This window comes from Anaeromyxobacter soli, from assembly GCF_022808855.1.
Classification (GTDB): Bacteria; Myxococcota; Myxococcia; order Myxococcales; family Anaeromyxobacteraceae; genus Anaeromyxobacter; species Anaeromyxobacter soli.
Map to the genome: position 1 here is coordinate 141,553 of NZ_JAKZLF010000008.1, position 17,372 is coordinate 158,924.

A 17,372-nucleotide genomic window follows, 5' to 3' on the forward strand; every position below is an offset into this window, starting at 1 on the left:
GGGCGCGACCTCAGCGCCCGCGCGGAGCCGCCGCGACTGACGCGGCCATCGTCGCCAGGAACGCCTCCGGCCGGTCCGGCGAGAGGACGTACTGAGCTCCGCCCGCGCGCACCAGCACGAGCCCGGCGCTGCGCGTCGCGTACATCCGGAAGCGACCGAGGGCGCGCGAGCGGAACAGCCCGTAGTGTCCGAACAGCCCGCTCGTGCCGAGGAGCCGGAGCGCACCGCGCAGGGCGTCGGGGGCGAGGGGCTCGGCCGTGCGGACCTCGCGGAGCGGTACGAGTCGCGCCGGCCAGGCGTTCCGCTCGATGCGGAGGAAGCCGCCCCCGATCACGAAGCCGCGGGGCCCGAGCGCCCATGCGCCGACGGGGACGGCAGCGACGAGCGCGGCGAGCGCCACCCGGGGGAGGGACCAGCCCGCGTGCGCGGCGGCGGCGAGCGCCGTCGCCGCGGCGGCGACGATCAGGACGAGCACGAGCGCGGTCGTGATCCGGAGTGAGCGGTCCCAGGGAGCGCGGAAGCGGTGCATGCCGGAGACAGTAGACGACAGTCCACTTCGCGACACCTTCGATGACGCGAATCGCGCCGTTCAGCGCGCCTGCGGCAGCTCGAGGACGAACCGCGCTCCGCCCTCGGGGGACTCCGCGACGGTGATCGTGCCCCCGTGCTGCGTGACGATCGCGTGCACGATGGAGAGCCCGAGCCCCGAGCCCTTCGCCTTGGTGGTGAAGAACGGCTCGAAGATCCGGTCGCGCGACTCGGGCGGGACGCCGGGGCCGTCGTCGTCGATGACGATCGCGACCTGGCCCGGCGCCTCGCCGGTGCCGCTCGCGGCGGGCACCTCCCGGCAGGAGACTCGCACGAGGCCGCCGTCCTTCACCGCCTCGAGCGCGTTCAGCCCGAAGTTCACGAGCACCTGGCGGAGCCGCTCCTCGTCGCCCGCGACCGGCGGCACCGGCTCGAGCTCGCGCTCGAGGCGGATCTCGCGCCGCTCGGCCTGGGCGCCGAGCAGATCCAGGATGCGGTTCAGGAGCGGGGCCACCTCGATCGGCCGCGCCACGAACTCGCGCGGCCGGGCGAACTGGAGGAAGTCCTCGAGGATGTGATCGAGCCGCCTGATCTCGTCGCGCACGAGCGTGAGCGGCTCGAGGAGCGGCCCCTGGGTGTCCTTGTGGAGCTTCTGGATGCGGCGCTCCAGGACGGAGAGCTGCAGGGCCGCGGCGTTCAGCGGGTTGCGGATCTCGTGCGAGAGGCCGGCGGTCATGGTGCCGACCGTGGCGAGCCGCTCGGCCATCTGGGCGCGCCGCGAGAGCTCGCGCTTCTCGCCGTGGAGGCGCACCTGCCGCATCGCCTGCTCGACCGTGACGAGCAGCTCCTGCGTCGCGCACGGCTTCACGAGGTACGCGCAGGCCCCCGCGCGCACCGCCGCGACCGCCGACTCGAGGGTGGCGAAGCCGGTGAGGAGCACCACCTCTCCGTCGGGCGAGAGCTCCTTCAGCTGGGGGGCGAGGGCGGTGCCGTCGCCGTCCGGCAGTCGCAGGTCCACGAGCGCGACGTCGAACCCGTCGCGCGCCGTCGCGAGCGCCTGCCGGCAGGTCCCGGCGCCGCGCGCCGAGTAGCCCGCGCCGTCCAGGATCTCGCAGAGGTTGTCGACCAGCCCCTCGTTGTCGTCGACGACGAGGATGCGCGCCGGCTTGGGGGCGTCCTTCATGGGCGCGCGACCGCCTCGCCGCGGTGGCGGTGGAGCCGCTCCACGGCGGAGAGGAGCTCCGCGGTGTCGAACGGCTTCGTGAAGTACCCCTCGTGCGGGAGCGCCGGGACCTCGGGGATGCCGGTCACGACGATCATCGGCAGCCCGGGGAACTTCTCGCGGAGCCGGCGCATCGCCTCGCCGTCCGTTCCGCCGGGGACGCGGAGGTCGACGAGCGCGCAGAAGGGCTTCACCGGGCCGAGCCGCTCCGTCTCGAGCACCGACGCGGCCGTGACGGCGGCGAACCCGCGGCCGCGCAGCGCCTCGCAGAGGTTGTCCGACATGCGGGGGTCGTCCTCGACGACGGCGACGAGCCCGTCGCGGCGCGCCACCGCGAGCAGGTCGAGGAGCCGACTCACGGCGACCGGCTTGGGCAGCACGGCGAGGAGCCCCTCGCGCCGCGCGGCCTCGATCGCGTCGTCCGCGACGTGGGCGGTGATCACCATCGCGGCGGCCTCCGGGTCCACCCGGCGGATCTCGTGCACGAGCTCCGCGCCGCCCATGAGCGGCATCCGCATGTCGGTGAGGAGCGCGTCGAAGCGGGACCCGTGCGCGAGCTCGAGCGCCTCCTGCCCGTTCTCCGCGATGGCGACCTCGTCGCCCGCGTCCCGCAGGATCTCGGCGAGGTTCTCGGCGAACTCGCGGTTGTCGTCCACGATGAGGTAGCGGCGCATGGAGACCTCGCGCGTCAGGCGGGCAGTCGAACCGTGAAGCGCGCGCCGCCGCCCGGGCGATCGGAGTACTCGACCGTCCCGCCGTGGCGCTCGGCGATCCGCTTCACGAGCGCGAGCCCGAGACCGATGCCCTTGTCCTTGGTGGTGATGAGCGGCTCGAAGAGCCGCCTGCGTGTGGCGGGGTCGACGCCCGGGCCGGTGTCCTCCACCTCGAGCGCGACGCTCCCGTCGGCCGCGCGCGCGCGGACCGCCACGGCGCCCTCGGGCGACGCGGCGAAGACCGCGTTCTCGAGCAGGTTCACGAACACCTGCCGAAGCTGGACCGGATCCCCCTCCACCTCCGGGATCGCGTCGAGCCCGTCGAGGTCGAGGGAGACGCCCGCGGGGCGCTTCACCACCGCCGCCGCGCCGCCCAGCACCTCCGCCAGCGCGACGCGCTCGCGGGCGAGCGGGCGGTTACGGATCATGTCGAGCAGGTTCGTGATGATCCCGTTCGCGACGCCGAGCTGCTCGCCGATGCGGTCGAGGTGCTTCTTCGCGCGCTCGTCGCCCTCGCCGATGCGCGTCCGCAGGATGTACAGCGACGTCTCGATCACGCCGAGCGGGTTGCGCAGGTCGTGGCCGATCGAGCCGACGAGCTGACCGAAGGTGGAGAGCCGCTCGACGCGCGCCTGCTGGGCGAGGAGGTCGTCGCGGTAGGTGTGCAGCATCACCGCGAGCTCGAGGTCCAGGATCTTCCCGAGCGCGGTCCGCACGCGCTGGAGCGCGTCCGGATCGTCGTGGAACGCCTCGTAGGCGATGCGCGCGAGCCCCGTCCGGTGCACGTTCATCGCTCCGAACATGTAGTGCTGCGGCAGCCCGATGCGGACGTGCACCCGGCCGATCCGGTAGCGCTGCTCCCAGTACGCCTCGTCCCACGGCCCCGCGAGGAGCCGATCGAGCCAGGCGACCATCGTCACCTTCAGATGACCGACCTGGCTCTCGCCGCCCGCGAGCGCGGCGCGCGCCCCCTCGTGCTTGAGGATGCGGTCGTAGAACTCCTCGGCCAGGAGCTGGAACTGCGGCGCGGCGAACCCGTGCAGCGTCCGGAGCGCCTGCTCGTCGGTCTCCCCCCAGCGGACGTACCGCTTCAGCTCGTCGAAGACCGTCTCGGGCACACCGCTCATCTAGCGGCGCGCCCCCCTCCGGTCAACGGGCGAACGGCCCGGCGCTGCCGCACCCGGAGCCCTCCCTCGCGCGGGCCCGGCGGCGGCGCGTCCGGTGCCGCGCGCGCTGCCGTCTAATGCACCACCAGGACGGGCTTCGGGCTGATGTGTATGAGCCGGTCGGAGACGCTGCCGAGGAACATGCGCGCCACCGCGCCGTGGCCGCGGCTCCCGACGACGATCATGCCGACGTCGGCCGCCGCGCCCTCCTCGGCGATCGCCTCGGCGGGCGCGCCGTACAGCACGGAGGTGCTGACCTCGATGGCGGGCTCCTCGATGGCCTCCACGGCCCGCTCGAGCAGGCGGTCCGCGTAGGCGCGGTGCTCCCGCTCCACCTCGGCGATGGTGAGGCCGTACACGTCCGGCGGAAGCAGCAGCTTCGGGACGACGTGGACGAGCGAGAGCTTGGCGCCGAAGCGCAGCGCGATGTCGGCGGCCATGCGGGCCGCCTTGAGCGATGAGTCGGAGCCGTCGACGGCGACCAGGATGCGCTTCATGGTGTTCTCCCCCCTGCGTGACGCTCCAACCATTCAAGGGGGATGCCTTCGCGTCACGCTCCGGAGGGACCGCGCGGAGCGGCGCGATTCGCCCGCCGGCCGGGCCCGCGAGCCGGTGCTTTCCTCGGGCTCGCAACCCGCCTGGGCATCTCCCGGCCGCTGGCGACCGCCTGTGCGAGCGAACGCGGAACGGGGCGCGCGCGAGGCTGGGCCCACACGGGGTGGGACGGCTCGAGCGGGTCCGGGCGGTGGGACGCATCCCGCGCGCCGGCCGAGGATCATGTGCGAGGTAACGGGAAGGGAGGCGCGCCGGTAAGGCCGCAAAAGGCGCGGGGGCGAGCACGGTCGCGCTCGCCCCCGACGAGAGTCGGAAGATGGGGACCGCGCGGTCGCGCGGTGCGAGGTCGGCTACGCCTGCTTGCCGGCCTTCGACGCCTGATCCTGCGAGGAGGCGCTCGGCTCCGCCGGCTTCTCCTCGTCCTCGCCCGAGAACGACTTCTTGAAGCTGCGGATGCCCTGACCCAGGCCCGCTCCGAGCTGAGGGAGCTTGCTCGACCCGAACAGGATCACGACGATGAGCAGGATGACGACGAGCTCGCCCATTCCGAGCTTGGGAAACATGCGGGAGTCCTTTCTGAACCTCGGTGCGACGGCCCTCTTCTAACAGGGATCAGGCCGCGTTGTCTTCCATCGCGATCGCCGCGAGGCGGCGCTGATCGAGCACGCGGACGCCGCGAGAGGCGTCGACCACACCGTCCTTCTCGAGCTTCGTCAGGCAGCGCGAGAGCGTCTCCGGGCGCATCCCCAGCAGCCGAGCCACCACCTGCTTGCGAACCGCGTTCGGGCGATCCGCGAGGAAGCGGGCGTGAGCGAGCGCGAAGCGCGCGACGCGCGAGAGGCAGTCGCCCTGGCGCCAGTTCACCTCGTCGCGCTGGGCGCGAGACTCGGTGAGCAGGAGATCGAGGACGACCCGCGCGGCGCTCTTCTCGGGTCCAATCCACTGGGACATCGCGTCGCCGCCGATCCCGCAGATCTTCACGCGCGACAGCGCGCGGACCTCGAAGGGCGAGGGCTCGCCGTGCAGCGACTCGGTGCAGAGGAGCGACGTCGGCCCGCGGAGCGAGAGGAGCAGCTCGGAGCCGCGTGGGCTCACCGCCGAGAGGGCGACGAAGCCTTCCTTGACGAAGTAGACGGTCCGGGGGCGCTCGCCCTGCGCGCAGATCGTGGCGCCGGACTCGCGCGAGGTGGGCGTCAGCCGGCAGCGCCCCTGCGAAGCGAGACCCAGCGAGCAGGCGTTGCAGTCAGAGACCGGAGCGTTCGAGAGCACCGCAGTTCCTCCCCCGCGACAGACTTCCTTTTACTTGATCGGCGTCTGTTTGCACGAGCTAGGCCCGCGTACGCCCGGGGTTTTATAGGGCGCTCCGTGCAGACAATGCGTTTGCGGTTCGGGGGCCCTCCGGTGTGCGCAAGGTTTGCGGAGGCTCGTCCGGGGACCCGCTCCTCCACCCGGTCCCCGCGCGGTCTCGCGGCCGCTCGCGCAGGACGGATCCGCGCGTCGCGGCACGTGGCGACCTCCGCAGGCGCGGGTGACGCGCCGTGCGGACGGCCCGCGCCGCGCGCGCGTGGCATGATGCGCGCGCATGCAGAGGCTCCTGCGCATCCGCGACGAGGTGCTCGCCGCGATCTCGCCGCTCGAGGCCGAGGAGGTCGCCCTCGGCGACGCCGCCGGCCGGTACCTCGCCGCGCCCGCGCGCGCGCGCGTCCCCGCGCCGCCCGCGACGTGCTCGGCCATGGACGGCTACGCGGTTCGTGCGGAGGACGTGACCGGGCCCTGCGTGCTCGCCGTGACGGGCTCGCGCTACGCCGGAGAGGAAGCGGGCGCGCCGCTCACGCCCGGGACCGCCGTCCGGATCTTCACCGGCGCGCCGCTGCCCCCCGGCGCGGACACGGTCGTGCGCGAGGAGGCGACGCACGCGGAGGGCGGGCGCGTGCGCTTCGCCGCCGCTGCGCGGCGCGGCGAGAACGTCCGGCTCGCCGGCGAGGACGTCGCGGCGGGCGGGCTCGCGCTCGAGCCGGGGACCCGCCTCGGCGCCCGCCAGGCGGCGCTCCTCGCCGCGGTGGGCGCCGATCCGGTGAGCGTCCACCGGCGCGCGCGGGTGGCCGTCATCTCCACCGGGGACGAGGTCGTGACGGGGCGCACGCCCGACTCGAACGGAGTCGCGGTCGCGGGCCTCGTCCGCGCCCTCGGCCTCGAGGTCGTCCGCCGCGCGGTCGAGGACCGGCTCGAGGCGGTCTCCGCCGCGGTCGCGGAGGCCGCGCGGACCTGCGACGCGGTCGTCACGATCGGCGGCGTGTCCGTGGGCGAGCGTGACCACGTGCCCGCGGCGCTCGCCGGCCTCGGCGCGGACGTGCGCGTGCACGGCGTGCCCATGAAGCCCGGCAAGCCGTTCTTGTTCGCGCTCGCCGGCGCGACGCCGGTGTTCGGGCTGCCCGGCAGCCCCTCCGCCTGCCTCGTCGCGTTCGAGGTGTTCGCGCGGCCCGCGCTCCTCGCCCGGGCCGGTGCGGCCCGCCGCGAGCGCCCGGCGCTACCCGTGAGGCTCGCGGAGGTCACCGAGGGCAGACCGGGTCGCGCGCGGCTCGTGTGGGCGCGCCTCGAGGGCGGCGGGCGCGCGCGGCCGCTCGGGAAGGACGCCGCGCAGGTGCGCGGGCCGGCGCTCGCGGACGCGCTGCTCCTCGTGCCCGCCGACGCGGGCGATCTCCCCGAGGGCGCGGAGGTGACGGCGTGGCTGCTCGGCGACGACGCGTGAGGCGTGCGCCCCTCGTCGCCGTGTCCGGGGCCTCCGGCGCCGGCAAGACGCGGCTCCTCTCCCGCCTCATCCCGGTGCTCGTGCGCCGCGGCGTTCGCGTGGGGGTCCTGAAGCACACCGGCCACCCGCACCCGTTCGACGTGCCCGGCAAGGACACCGACGTGCTGCGCCGCGCCGGCGCGGTCGCGGCGGCCATCGAGGGTCCGCACGGGCTCGCCTACTTCGGCCCCCCCGCCGGCGGCGCGCGGGCGCTCGCGCGGCTCCTGCCCGAGGTGGATCTCGTGCTCGCCGAGGGCTTCAAGCGCGAGCCGCTCCCGCGCGTGGAGGTGTACCGCCCCGGCGTGTCGCGGGCGCTGCTCGCGGACGCAGACCCGCGCGTGTTCGCGATCGTCGGCACGCGGCCCACGCGGCGGCGGATCCCCGCGCTCGATCCCGACGACGCGGAGGGGCTCGCCGACCTCCTCTGCGGGCGCTTCCGCCTGCTCGGTGCCCGGGCCGGGGGCCCCGAGCGCTTGCGGGTGCGACCCACCGTGAGCAGGGTTTCCGCGAAAGGAAGCGAGCGCACGCGAGCGCTCGGGAGAAGGGAACGCATGCCGAAGAAGACGACGAACCGGAAGGGCGCCACGGCGCGCGCGCGCGGCAGCCGCCGCAGCGGCGCCTCCCGCAGCGACGCGGGGCGCAAGGGCGGGAACGCGACGCTTCGCGCGCGTGGCCCGGAGTTCTACTCGGAGATCGGCCGCAAGGGCGGCAAGAAGAGCCGCTCCGGCGCGCGGGCGGGGCGCTCCTCCTCCGCGGCGCGCACCAGCTCGAAGCGCGGCACGACGACCAAGCGCGGCGCGGCCCGGCGCGGCACGGCGCGGCGCACGTCCCGCACGAGCCGCACGAGCCGCACGCGCTGACGCGCTGACGCGATGACGCGATCCAGCGGTGATCACGGCGCCGCCGGGAGCTCCCCGGCGGCGCTCGCGCTTTCGGCGGCCCGGCTGCGTCGCGCGAGGCCCGTGCTAAGACATGGGCCCGCATGGTGACGCTCCTCTGCTCGCTTTTCCTCGCCGCGGCGCAGCCGCCCGTGCCCCCGCCGCAGGCCCCGTTCCTCACCCAGCTCGCCGAGACCCGCGGCTTCCGCGCCGGCAGGCCGACCCGCGTCACGCTCGCGCGGGACGGGCAGCACGCGCTCTTCCTCCGCTCGGGGCCGCGAACGGCCGTCCAGTCGCTCTACGAGACCGACCTCCGCACCGGCGAGACGCGTGAGCTCCTCTCGCCGGCGGCGCTCGCGGGCGGCGCGCTCGCCCCGACGGCGGCGGAGGCGGCGCGGCTCGAGCGGCAGCGCATCCTCGCGCGCGGCATCACGCACTACGCGGCGTCGCCCGACGGGCGCCGGATCGCCTTCGCGCTCGGCGGGCGCCTGTGGCTCCTCGAGCGCGCGACGGGGAGGGCCGCGCCGGTCGCGGGGGCGGACGGCGTGCTCGATCCGCGCTTATCGCCGGACGGCGGCGCGCTCGCCTTCGTGAAGGACCGGGACCTGCACGTCCTCGAGCTCGCGTCGGGCCGCACCCGGCGGATCACCCGCGCGCGCTCCGCCTCGATCACGAACGGCCTCGCCGAGTTCGTCGCGCAGGAGGAGATGGGGCGGCAGGAGGGCTACTGGTGGTCGCCCGACGGGCGCCGGCTCGCCTACGCGGAGGTGGACGTGGCGCCCGTGCAGCGCCTCGCGCTCTGCGATCCGGCGCGCCCGGAGGCGCGCTGCGAGGACGTGGCGTACCCCCGCGCCGGGACGCCGAACGCGGCCGTGCGCCTCGCCGTGGTGCCCGCCTCCGGGGGTCGGCCGGTCCTCGTCCGCTGGGACCGGGAGGCGTTCCCCTACCTCGCCACCGTGCGCTGGGAGGCGGGCGGCCCGCTCGCGCTCGTCGTGCAGAACCGCGCGCAGACCGAGCTGCGGCTCCTCGCGGCCGACCCCGCGACGGGCGCGACGCGCGTGCTGCTCGACGAGCGGGACGAGGCGTGGGTCGAGCTCTTCCAGGCGTTCCCGCGCTTCCGGCGCGACGGGAGCTTCTACTGGGAGACGGAGCGGAACGGCGCCCCCGAGGTGGAGCTGCGCGGCGCCGACGGCGCGCTCCGCGCGAGCGTCGTCCCGGCGTCGTCCGGGTTCGTCGACCTCGCCGGCTACGACCGCGACGAGGACGAGCTCGTCTACACCGCCGCGCCGGATCCGACGCGGACCGTGGTGCAGCGCGTGCGCCGCGGCGGGCCGCCCGAGACGCTCGCGCTCGGAGAGGACGGCCCCGCGCTCGCGCGCGCCGTGGCGGCGGAGAAGGGCGGGGCGGTGGCGGTGACGTGGACCACGCTCACCCACGCGGCGCGCACCACCGTGTTCGCGCGGGGCGGGGAGCGGCTGGCGGAGCTGCCGAGCGTCGCGGAGGAGCCGCCCTTCGCCCCCACGACCGAGCTCCGGCGCGTCGGCGCGGGGGAGGGGCTCTGGACGGCGGTGGTGCGCCCGCGCGGCGCGGCTCCGGGCGCGAAGCTCCCCGTGGTCGTGGACGTCTACGGCGGGCCCTCCGGACCGCGCGCCGTGCGCGCGCCGCTCCTCGCCGAGCAGTGGCTCGCGGATCAGGGGTTCCTCGTCGTCCGGATCGACGGCCGCGGGACGACCGGCCGCGGCCGCGCGTTCTCTCGCGCGGTGAAGGGCGACTTCTCCTCGATCGTCCTGGAGGACCAGATCGCCGGGCTGCGCGCGCTCGCGGCGGAGCTCCCGGAGCTGGACCTCGGGCGCGTCGGGATCACGGGCTGGTCCTTCGGCGGCTACGCCTCGGCGCTCGCGGTGCTGCGCCGCCCCGACGTGTTCCACGCCGCGGTGGCGGGCGCGCCCGTCTCCGAGTGGCGCGACTACGACACGCATTACACCGAGCGTTACCTCGGGCTCCCCGACGACAACCGCGCCGGGTACGACGCGAGCTCGCTCCTCACGTGGGCCCCGGGGCTCACGCGGCCGCTCCTCGTCCTGCACGGCACCGCAGACGACAACGTGTTCTTCTCCCACGCGCTCAAGCTCGGGAACGCGCTGTTCCGAGCCGGCCGCCGCTTCGAGCTCCTGCCGGTCGCGGGCGCCACGCACCTCCTCCCCGAGCCGACCGCGGTCGTGCGCCGGTGGGAGGAGACCGCCGCGTTCCTGCGGACCCACCTCGCGCCCGGGGGGAGCGCGGCGGCGGGGACCACCCCGCTCTGATCCGGCGCCCACGCGGCGCTCTGGCGGCGGCCTCGAGGTCGGGGAGAGCGCCGCTCGGCGACGCCGCGGTTCACCGTCGAGCTGCCCTCCGCCGCTCCTTGACACCCCGGATCCCCGGTCGTTACCCTCCGCCGTCCATGACCTCGACGACGGGCAGCGCGGATCGCTCCGCGGCGGGGCGCGCGGCGTTCGTCTCGCCGGAGACGCTCACCCTCGAGCTGCCGGGCGGCCTCGAGCTCGAGCTCGGCGGCCGGCTCGAGCGCGTCCAGGTCGCGTACCGGACCTGGGGCGCGCTCGCCGCCGACGGCGGGAACGGCGTGGTCGTCTGCCACGCGCTGACCGGCTCGGCGGACGCCGACCAGTGGTGGGCGCGCATGTTCGGGCCCGGGCGCGCGCTCGACCCCGAGCGCGACTTCATCGTCTGCGCGAACATCCTCGGGAGCTGCTACGGCACCACCGGGCCGACCTCGATCGACCCCGCCACCGGCCGGCCGTACCTGGGAGCGTTCCCCGCCGTCACCGTCCGCGACATGGTCCGCGTCCAGCGCGCGCTCGTCGACGCGCTCGGCGTCCGCCGCGTGCGGATGGCGATCGGCGGCTCGCTCGGCGGCATGCAGGTGCTGGAGTGGGCGCTCCTCTACCCGGAGCTCGTCGAGTCGGTGGTGTTCATCGCCTCGACGGCCCGGCACTCGGCCTGGTGCATCGGCCTGTCCGAGGCGCAGCGGCAGGCGATCTACGCGGATCCGCGCTGGAGGGACGGCGCGTACGACCCGGCCGATCCGCCGGCGGCGGGGCTCGCCGCGGCGCGGATGATGGCGATGCTCTCGTACCGGAGCCAGCCCTCGTTCGAGCAGCGCTTCGCGCGGCGCCCGCAGACCGAGGACCTGTTCGCGATCGAGAGCTACCTCCGCTACCAGGGGCGCCTGCTCGTCGACCGCTTCGACCCGGCCACCTACGTCACGCTCACGCGGGCGATGGACACGCACGACGTGTCCCGCGCGCGCGGCGACTTCGACGACGTGCTGCGCTCCCTGCGCCAGCCGACGCTCGTCGTCTCGATCGACTCGGACGTGCTGTACTGGCCGTGGGAGCAGCGAGAGGTGGCCTCGCTCCTGCCGAACGCCCGGCTGGCGATGCTCGACTCGCCCCACGGTCACGACGCGTTCCTCATCGACGTCGACCGCCTCTCGGAGATGGTCGCGGAGTTCCGGGGCGAGCGGCGGCGGGTCGCCGGCGCGGCCGTGGAGGGGGAGGCGCCCATCGACCGCGCCTACGCGGAGCACGGCGTCTCGCTCCTCGTGCTCGGCAAGGGCAAGGTCGGGGCGGAGCTCCTCGAGCAGCTTCGCGCCCAGCGCACCGAGCTCGAGCTCGACTACGAGACCGTGCTGCGGGTGGTCGGCATCGCAGACCGGCGCGGCGCGCTCGTCCGGGCGGAGGGCGTCGATCTCGAGCGCTGGCGCGAGCTGCTCGCCGCCGCGCCCGCGTCCGGCCCCGTCGTCCCGGCGAGCGCGCCGGCGCTCCTCGATCGGCTCGCGGGGATGCCGCGGCCGGTGCTCGTGGATCTCACCGCCGCGGAGGGGATGGAGGAGGTCTACGAGCAGGCGTTCCGTCGCGGCATCGACGTGGTCGCCGCGAACAAGCGGCCGCTCGCGGCGCCCCCGCGCCGTCGCGAGCAGCTCCGGGAGGCGCGCCGTCACCACGGGCGGCAGTACCGCTACGACACGGCCGTCGGCGCGAGCCTGCCGGTCATCGGCACGCTCCGGCGCCTCGTGCGGAGCGGCGACCGGATCCGGTCCATCGTCGGCTCGCTGTCGGGGACCCTCGGCTACCTCTGCACCGAGCTCGGCCGCGGCGTGCCGCTGTCGCTCGCGACGCGGTGGGCGATCGGGCTCGGCTACGCCGAGGAGGACCCGCGCGACGATCTCTCCGGGCTCGACGCCGCCCGCAAGGCGCTCATCCTCGCCCGGGAGATGGGCGCGCAGCTCGCGCTCGAGGACGTCTCGGTCGAGCCGCTCGTGCCGGGGGAGGCGCTCGTGCCCGGTCGCCCGGAGGCGCTCATCGCCGCGCTGCGCGCGCACGACGACGCCCTCGCGGCCCGCGTGGAGCGGCTCCGCGGCGAGGGCAAGGTGCTGCGGTACCTCGCGCGCCTGCAGACCGGTCCGGACGGCCGGGTCTCCGCGCGGGTGGGCCCGGAGGCGGTGGAGCTCGCGGACCCCGCGGCCCGGCTGGTGGGCGTGGAGGCCTACGTGGCGTTCACGACCGCGCGACACGCGGAGCGGCCGCTCATCGTGCAGGGCGCGGGCGTCGGCGGGGCCAGCACCGCGGGCGGCATCCTCGCGGAGATCCTCTCCATCGCCGGGGGCGGCGAGGCGGGGTGAGCCCGCGCCCGTCACGCGCCGGCTCCGCTGGGCCGGCGCGTCCGGGCGAGCGCTACGGCCGCGCGCGCGTGGGCGCGACGCCGTACTTCTTCATCTTGCCCTGCAGCGTCGTCGGACGGAGGCCGAGCAGGGAGGCCGCGCCGCCCGGGCCGTAGACCCGGCCGCCGGCGTGCGAGAGCGCGCGCTCGATGAGCGCCCGGACCTCCTCCTCGAACGTGCCGGGCGCCGCGGCGTCGGGCGCGGCCGCCGGCGCGCCGTCCTGCGTGAGGCGGACGGGCAGGTCGGGGAGGGACAGCTCGGGCCCGGGGGAGAGGATGAGCGCCCGCTGCAGGAAGTTCTCGAGCTCGCGGACGTTGCCCGGCCAGTCGTGCGCCTCGAGGGCGCGCCAGACGTCCTCGGCGACGCGGGGCGGGCGGCGGTGCATCCCCGCCGCGTGGCGCGCGAGGAAGTGCATGGCGAGGGGCCGGATCTCGTCGCGCCGCTCGCGCAGCGGCGGGAGCTCGATGGGAAACACCGCGAGGCGGTAGTAGAGGTCCGCGCGGAAGGTGCCGCGCGCGACCATCTCCTCGAGGTTCCGGTTCGTCGCGGCGACGACTCGCACGTCGACCTTCACCGGCTCGGTCCCGCCGACGCGCTCGACCACGCGCTCCTGCAGGACGCGGAGGAGCCGCACCTGCACCGAGGGTGGAGCGTCGCCGACCTCGTCGAGGAAGATCGTCCCGCCGTCCGCCTGCTCGAACCGGCCCGGGCGGCGGCGGCTCGCGCCGGTGAAGGCGCCCTTCTCGTGGCCGAACAGCTCGCTCTCGATGAGCCCCTCGGGGATCGCGCCCAGGTTCACCGGGACGAACGGTGCGTTGAAGCGGGGGCTGAACTCGTGGACCATCCGCGCGAGCCCCTCCTTGCCGACACCGGTCTCGCCCCGGATGAGGACGGTGGTCGTGGAGGGCGAGACGAGCCGCACCCGCTCGACGACGTCCTTCATCCCCGGGCTCTCCGCCACGTAGCGGGCGTCGCGCTTGATCTGCCGGATCTCCTCCTTGAGGAGGGCGTTCTCGCGCCCGAGGAGCCGGTTGAGGCGCTGGACCTCCTCGACCATGAGGCTGTTGTGCAGGGCGATGGCGACGAGGTGCGCGACCTGCTTCGCCACCTCGAAGCAGCAGTCGAGGAGCCCCTCCGCGGGCGGATGGGCGATGTCGAGCGTGCCGAGCACCTCGTTCTCGAAGACGAGGGGGAACGAGACGAGGGAGCCGTAGCCGTACGCGGCGAGCAGCGGCTCCTCGCGGTACCGGGGCGACTTGGGCTGGAGCGGGTCCACGACGCAGGGCGTCCGCTCGCCGAGCGCCTTGCCGGCCGCGGACCCCGCGAGCGGGAAGGAGGTGCCGAGCTCCGGCGAGGGCTGGCGGGGGTCCGAGACGAGCACGACCTCTGCACGGGTCGGGTCGGTCGGAGAGATGCGGTTGATCGCCACGCGCGTCACCCCGAAGTGGCGGCGCAGGAGCTGGCCCGTGCGGTCGAGCACGGAGGCGAGATCGACGGTCGAGAGCACCGCCTCGATCGCCTCCTCGACGATGCGCCGGTGCGGGTCCTCGTGCGAGACGACGGGCAGGATCGAGCCAACCATGGGCCGGTGAGTAACGAAATGCCGGTGCGTCCGTCAACCTCCCGGCGGTGCGAGTTCCCCCGTTGGAGAGTCGAACCCCAGGAAGACCGGGGGGTTCGGCGGTTGGCAACGCCCTTGCTCTAGCTCACGGACGGGTGCGCGCTGTCGCCCCCGCACGGAGAGGAAGCCATGGACGCCATCGAGACCCTCATGAACGAGCACCGCCTGATCGAGCGCGTGCTGGACGCTCTCGTCGGCTTCGCCGACGAGGCCCGCCGCAAGGGCACGACCGACAAGGCGGAGCTCGGCCGCTTCGTCGGCTTCATCCGCGAGTTCGCCGATCGCTGCCACCACGGGAAGGAGGAGGACATCCTCTTCGCCGCGATGGTGTCGCACGGCTTCCCGAAGAACGGCGGTCCGGTCGCGGTGATGCTCCACGAGCACGCGCAGGGCAGGGCGCTCGTGGGCGAGCTCGCCGCCAAGGCCGCGCAGGACGGCGAGTGGACCCCGGCCGACCTGCAGGAGATCGCCGACGGCGCGTACGCGTACTCGAACCTGCTCCACGCCCACATCCACAAGGAAGACGCCATCCTCTACCCGATGGCGGAGCAGCGGCTCCCGCCCGAGGCGATGGAGCGCGTCGCCGAGGACTGCGAGCGCTTCGAGCGCGAGCAGACCGGCGGGGGCGAGCACGAGCGCTACCACGCGCTCGCCGACGAGCTCGTCCTCCGCCACGCGGGCACCATCCACCCCGCCGCGAGCACGACCCAGCCGCACCGCCACGACTGCTGCGGCTAGCGGCCCGCGCCCGCTCGCCAACCCACGACCTTCACCCCGCACCCGCACGGCTGCCACGGCACGCCGCCGCGCGAGCCTCATACCCCGCAGTCCGGAGAGTCCATGAGCCACAAGGGACGCGCCATCCTGCTGTTCACCATCGTCGCCGCCTTCTCCGTCCTCATCTTCGGCGGTGCGAAGATCAACGAGCACAAGCCGCCCATCCCCGACCGCGTCGTCTCCGCGACGGGCGAGGTGGTGATGACGGGCGAGGACATCCACCAGGGCCAGCTGCAGTACCTGTCCCGCGGTGGGCAGCAGACCGGCTCGATCTGGGGCCACGGCGCGTACCTCGCGCCGGACTGGTCCGCCGACGCGCTCCACCGCGTCGGCCTCGCCGCGGCGGGGCTCGCGGCCGGCCGCGCGCCCGCGGACGCCGCCGCGTTCACGCAGGGAGACCTGGAGGCGCTGCCCGCCGGCGAGCGCGGGCGCGTCGACGCCGAGGTCGCCGCCGAGCTGCGCCAGAACCGCTACGACCCCGCCACCGGCACGCTCACGCTCTCGCCGGGCCAGTCCGCGGCGTTCCCCGCGCTGGTCGCGTACTACACGAAGCTCTTCGGCGAGGGCTCCGACCCGATGTCGATCCCGAAGGGCTTCGTCGCCGATCCCCGGGACGCCCGGGCGATGACAGCGTTCTTCTTCTGGACGGCCTGGTCCGCGGGCACGAACCGCCCCGGCGAGACGTTCAGCTACACCGCGAACTTCCCGTACGACCCGCTCGTCGGCAACCGCCCGCTGCCCTCGTCGCTCGTCTGGTCCATCGTCTCGGTCGTGCTGCTCATCCTGGGCACGTTCGGGGCCATCTACTTCTACCTGCGGCTGCGCGGGAAGGATCACGAGGAGCCCGCCCGGCTCGCGCCGCTCGCGGAGCCGAACCCGACCCCGAGCCAGCGCGCCGCGCTGCCGTACTTCCTCGTCGCGATCGTCCTCTTCATCCTCCAGGCGGCGCTGGGCTCCGTCACCGGCCACTTCGCCGTCGAGGGCAACAAGCTCTTCGGCATCGAGATCGGGCAGCTCCTGCCGTACGCCGCGACGCGCGGCTGGCACCTCCAGCTCGCCGTCTTCTGGATCGCGACCTGCTGGCTCGCGACGGGCCTCTTCATCGGCCCGGCGGTGAGCGGCCACGAGCCGAAGGGCCAGAAGGCCCTCGTCTACACCCTCCTCGGCGCGCTCGTGGTCGTCGTCGTCGGCGCCCTCGCCGGCACCTACTTCGGCGTCCGCGGCAAGCTCTCCGGGCCGAACGGCTGGCTCATCGGACACCAGGGCTACGAGTACATCGAGCTCGGCCGCGTCTGGCAGCTCGCGCTCATCGGCGGGATGCTCCTCTGGCTCGCGCTCGTGTACCGCGCGGTGAAGCCCGCGCTCGCGGCCGAGAAGGACAAGGGCGGCCTCACCCACCTGCTGCTCTACGCCTCGGTCACCATCCCGCTCTTCTACTCGGTCGGGCTCTTCTACACGCCGGGCACGCACATCGCCGTCGCCGACTACTGGCGCTGGTGGGTCGTGCACCTGTGGGTGGAGAACTTCTTCGAGGTGTTCGCCACCGTCGCGCTCGCGTTCATCCTCGCCCGCATCGGGGCGGTCGGTCAGAAGTCGGCGCTCCGCGCGACCTACTTCTCCATCCTGCTCTACCTCGGCTCCGGCATCATCGGGACCTTCCACCACCTGTACTTCACCGGCTCCCCGCTCTTCATCACGGCGCTCGGCGCGACGTTCTCGGCCCTCGAGATCGTGCCGCTCACGCTCCTCGGCTTCGAGGTGTACGAGAACCTGAAGCTCGCGCGGTCGGGCCCGAACGCGCAGCCCTGGAAGTGGCCGCTCTACTTCTTCGTCGCGGTCGCGTTCTGGAACGCGGTGGGCGCCGGCGTCCTCGGCTTCCTCATCAACCCGCCGATCGTCCTCTACTACGCGCAGGGCCTCAACACGACGCCCATCCACTCGCACGGCGCGCTGTTCGGCGTGTACGGCTTCCTCGCCATCGCGCTCATGCTCTTCTCCATGCGGAACATCGTCCGCAAGGACGCCTGGAGCGACGGCCTCCTCAAGGGCGCGTTCTGGGGCCTCAACGGCGGCCTCGCGGGCATGATCGTCTTCTCCCTCCTCCCCGCGGGCATCTACCAGTTCGCGATCGGGATCGAGAAGGGCCTTTGGTACGCCCGCAGCCCCGAGGTGACGGGCAGCGCCTTCATCCACGCCGTCACCTGGGCGCGCCTCGTGCCGGACCTCGTGTTCCTCGGCGGCGCCGCGCTCCTCCTCACGTTCGTGGTGCGCGCCATCGCGCGGGACGTCGCGCTCCGCCGCGCTGACAGGGCCGGCGAGCGCACGGACGTGCGCCGGGCGGCGTAGCCGGGCGGACGTGGGAGCGCGTCCGTCCCGGACGGACGCGCGAGCGCCAGGGGGT

Annotated in this window: 14 protein-coding genes; 6 read left to right on the forward strand and 8 right to left on the reverse strand. The window is 74.5% G+C overall.

The genetic code is table 11. The features are described 5' to 3' along the window. Window positions 1-10: 10 nt before the first annotated feature. The 7 genes from MLV88_RS08470 to MLV88_RS08500 all read right to left on the reverse strand — a co-directional run bounded on the left by MLV88_RS08470 (window position 11) and on the right by MLV88_RS08500 (window position 5,453). Window positions 11-529, reverse strand: a complete 519-nt coding sequence (locus tag MLV88_RS08470; RefSeq protein ID WP_242339268.1) for a PH domain-containing protein — start codon at window positions 527-529, stop codon at window positions 11-13. A 60-nt stretch (window positions 530-589) separates the two neighbouring features. Then, entirely contained in the window at window positions 590-1,711 is a 1,122-nt protein-coding gene (locus tag MLV88_RS08475; protein WP_242339270.1) for a hybrid sensor histidine kinase/response regulator, read from the reverse strand. Further along, complete coding sequence (locus tag MLV88_RS08480) at window positions 1,708-2,424, reverse strand: response regulator (protein WP_242353200.1); 717 nt, start codon at window positions 2,422-2,424, stop codon at window positions 1,708-1,710. The genes MLV88_RS08475 and MLV88_RS08480 overlap by 4 nt, the downstream gene beginning before the upstream one ends. Before the next feature lie 14 nt (window positions 2,425-2,438). Continuing rightward, a complete protein-coding gene (locus MLV88_RS08485; protein WP_242353190.1) occupies window positions 2,439-3,590 on the reverse strand; it encodes a sensor histidine kinase in 1,152 nt (383 codons plus the stop codon). A 113-nt stretch (window positions 3,591-3,703) separates the two neighbouring features. Continuing rightward, window positions 3,704-4,126: a universal stress protein gene (locus MLV88_RS08490; protein ID WP_242339276.1), complete on the reverse strand. Its 423-nt coding sequence runs from the start codon at window positions 4,124-4,126 to the stop codon at window positions 3,704-3,706. A 408-nt stretch (window positions 4,127-4,534) separates the two neighbouring features. Further along, window positions 4,535-4,747, reverse strand: coding sequence for a twin-arginine translocase TatA/TatE family subunit (gene tatA, locus MLV88_RS08495; RefSeq protein ID WP_242339278.1), 213 nt, complete (start codon window positions 4,745-4,747; stop codon window positions 4,535-4,537). 49 nt (window positions 4,748-4,796) lie between these two features. Beyond that, a complete protein-coding gene (locus MLV88_RS08500) occupies window positions 4,797-5,453 on the reverse strand; it encodes a Crp/Fnr family transcriptional regulator (RefSeq protein ID WP_242339280.1) in 657 nt (218 codons plus the stop codon). A 313-nt stretch (window positions 5,454-5,766) separates the two neighbouring features. On the opposite strand from MLV88_RS08500, the gene MLV88_RS08505 reads away from it, so the two are divergent. The 4 genes from MLV88_RS08505 to metX all read left to right on the forward strand — a co-directional run bounded on the left by MLV88_RS08505 (window position 5,767) and on the right by metX (window position 12,534). Further along, entirely contained in the window at window positions 5,767-6,933 is a 1,167-nt protein-coding gene (locus MLV88_RS08505; protein ID WP_242353179.1) for a molybdopterin molybdotransferase MoeA, read from the forward strand. Continuing rightward, entirely contained in the window at window positions 6,930-7,832 is a 903-nt protein-coding gene (gene mobB, locus MLV88_RS24545) for a molybdopterin-guanine dinucleotide biosynthesis protein B (RefSeq protein ID WP_242339284.1), read from the forward strand. Before MLV88_RS08505 ends, mobB begins: the two co-directional genes overlap by 4 nt. A 122-nt stretch (window positions 7,833-7,954) precedes the next feature. Beyond that, entirely contained in the window at window positions 7,955-10,156 is a 2,202-nt protein-coding gene (locus tag MLV88_RS08515; RefSeq protein WP_242339286.1) for a S9 family peptidase, read from the forward strand. Between the two features lie 137 nt (window positions 10,157-10,293). Further along, window positions 10,294-12,534, forward strand: a complete 2,241-nt coding sequence (gene metX, locus MLV88_RS08520) for a homoserine O-acetyltransferase MetX (RefSeq protein WP_242339288.1) — start codon at window positions 10,294-10,296, stop codon at window positions 12,532-12,534. Between the two features lie 52 nt (window positions 12,535-12,586). On the opposite strand, the gene MLV88_RS08525 is transcribed toward metX, so the two are convergent. Then, entirely contained in the window at window positions 12,587-14,155 is a 1,569-nt protein-coding gene (locus MLV88_RS08525) for a sigma-54-dependent Fis family transcriptional regulator (protein WP_242339290.1), read from the reverse strand. 168 nt (window positions 14,156-14,323) lie between these two features. Between MLV88_RS08525 and MLV88_RS08530 the strand changes: the two genes are divergently transcribed. Both MLV88_RS08530 and MLV88_RS08535 read left to right on the forward strand, forming a co-directional pair. Continuing rightward, window positions 14,324-14,932, forward strand: coding sequence for a hemerythrin domain-containing protein (locus MLV88_RS08530; protein WP_243337283.1), 609 nt, complete (start codon window positions 14,324-14,326; stop codon window positions 14,930-14,932). Between the two features lie 102 nt (window positions 14,933-15,034). Beyond that, window positions 15,035-17,317 carry a nitric-oxide reductase large subunit gene (locus tag MLV88_RS08535; protein WP_242339294.1) on the forward strand — a complete coding sequence of 761 codons (2,283 nt, stop codon included), beginning with the start codon at window positions 15,035-15,037 and terminating at the stop codon, window positions 17,315-17,317. Window positions 17,318-17,372: the final 55 nt, after the last annotated feature.